At 69.5% G+C, this 1,952-nt stretch carries 3 protein-coding genes; all 3 read right to left on the reverse strand.

The window, feature by feature from the left end:
• The coding region (locus ACWDR3_RS47705; protein ID WP_450358939.1) for an ATP-binding cassette domain-containing protein at nucleotides 1-188 on the reverse strand (188 nt) is incomplete at its 3' end.
• Between the two features lie 102 nt (nucleotides 189-290).
• Nucleotides 291-1,133 carry a DUF4097 family beta strand repeat-containing protein gene (locus ACWDR3_RS47710; protein ID WP_450358940.1) on the reverse strand — a complete coding sequence of 281 codons (843 nt, stop codon included), beginning with the start codon at nucleotides 1,131-1,133 and terminating at the stop codon, nucleotides 291-293.
• A 93-nt stretch (nucleotides 1,134-1,226) separates the two neighbouring features.
• Nucleotides 1,227-1,745, reverse strand: a complete 519-nt coding sequence (locus ACWDR3_RS47715) for a toxin-antitoxin system HicB family antitoxin (RefSeq protein WP_450358941.1) — start codon at nucleotides 1,743-1,745, stop codon at nucleotides 1,227-1,229.
• Nucleotides 1,746-1,952: the final 207 nt, after the last annotated feature.

A 1,952-nucleotide genomic window follows, 5' to 3' on the forward strand; every position in this document is an offset into this window, starting at 1 on the left:
ACCACGGTCGTCTTGCCCGCGCCGTTCGGCCCGAGGAGGGAGAAGATCGTGCCGGCCGGCACGGTCAGGTCGATGCCGTCGAGGACGGTCTTGTCTCCGTACGCCTTGCGCAGGCCGACAGTGGAGATGGCGGCGGGGGTGAGGTGATCGTCACCGCGACTGGATGTGGGCATGACAGATGAAGGCATGAGGCCCTCCATTCGATGGCTGAAGTGACCGGGGGAGTAAGGAGAGTTGAGTCAGGAGCGGACCGGAGTGCCGGACGGTGGAGGCCAGTTGGCGGTGGCCGCTCAGACCTTGGCGCGCAGGACGTCGATGTTGCCCCAGTTGGTCCGGGCATGGACCTTGACCGTGTCCTCGGTCTCCTCCGGGGCCTCGGAGGATGCGAGCGTGTTGCGCACCTGCCCGTGGTTGGAGCTGACGTCGAGCCAGGCCGCGGTGCCCTCGCGGACGCCGACCTCGATGGCGCCGTTGGAAGTCTCCAACTGAACGGTGCCGCGGGCGACTTCGGCGATACGGAGGGAGCCGTTGGTGGTGGTGCCGGTGACCGATGCCTCGGCGCGGGTGATGTCGATGGGGCCGTTGGCGCCGCTCACCCGCAACTCGCCGGTCACGGCGCCGACGGTCATGGTGCCGTGCGAGTTCTTCAGGACGGCGGGGCCGTCGACGAGGCCGACGCGGATGTTGCCCGTGCTGCTGGTGATCTCGGCCGGGCCCTCGACCCGGTTGACGGTGCTTGCGCCGTGCGAGGCCTTCAGTTGCAGCGGGCCGGTGGTGTCGAGGCGGACGTCACCGGCCGAGGACTTCACCCGGACGTCGTCGAGCCGGCCCTCGCCGATCACGTTGACCGCGGCGCCGGTCACGTCGATGTTCGAGCCGGTGGGCACGTCCACCGTCACGTCGACGGTGCCGCCGCGCCCGAGCAGGTTGGCCTTGGGCGTCCTGACGGTCAGGATGCCACCCGTGCAGGTGACCTCGGTCTGGTCGGCCGTCCGTACGTCCAGGTCCTTCTTCGGGTCGCGGGGGCGCACCTCGACGACGGTGTCGACGCGGTCGCCCGCGGTGAAGCGGATGGAACCGGCGTACACGTACGCGGTGATCGAGATCGCTTCGGGAGTGTCGAAAGTAGGCATGGCTGTCCCGTCTCTATGAGTCAGTGGACCGTCCCTGCAGGTGGGACGGGGTGTGAGTGAAGTGGTGCGGATGCGGGTGGGTCTGTGGCGCGGCTAGCGGACCCAGCCCGTGAAGCTCTGTCCGATGGTGTGGGTCCTCTCCGTCGGATGCGGGCGTGAGCCGCCGTCGACCGCGGCCGACACGGCTCGCACCAGCCACGCGTTTACCGACAGGCCCTCGCGGCTCGCCGCCTCCTCGGCGCGCGCCTTGAGCTGGGCCGGCAGACGCAGATTGACCCGGGCGGTGCCGCCCTCATCGCTGTCGGCCGGCGCCTGCGCCCTGAACGGCTCGGCGGGCGCGGCCTGCTCCGTGGGGGCACCGTCGTAGGTGGGAGGCGGTGTCACCACGAAGTCGGGGTCGAGCCCGCGCAGCCGTACGTCGACAGAGCCGGGGGCGAGGTCGCGGGTGATCTCGTCCATCGCGGCGGAGAGCACGTTGAGCATGGTCAGCCGGGTCGCCGACTCCAGGGGAGCCGTGAGCCTCTCGGCCAGCTCACGGGCTTCGTCGCCACCGGCTTCGGCGGCCACCGCGAGCTCGCGGCGGAGGGAGTCGACATACGGGGTGAGGTCCATGACGCCATAGTGGCACCGTTGTGGCGCCAAAGGCAAGCCTGAATGGTGTCGCGCGGGGTCAAGGTTGAGCCGCGGCCGCCGTGACCTGCGGAATTACGGAGAAAGTTGGCGTGCGTGGCCGTGGCGGCCCGCGTGCGCAGGTGTTTGCAGATGACCAATCAGGAACTCACCACCTGCGCCCTGAACAACATCCCGATCAAGGTCGCC

This window comes from Streptomyces sp. NPDC001002, from assembly GCF_053599215.1.

Excerpts from the sequence above, each read along its gene's own strand:
- ACWDR3_RS47710 (WP_450358940.1), bottom strand. The coding sequence starts at position 1,133 with ATGCCTACTTTCGACACTCCCGAAGCGATCTCGATCACCGCGTACGTG.
- ACWDR3_RS47715 (WP_450358941.1), bottom strand. The coding sequence starts at position 1,745 with ATGGACCTCACCCCGTATGTCGACTCCCTCCGCCGCGAGCTCGCGGTG.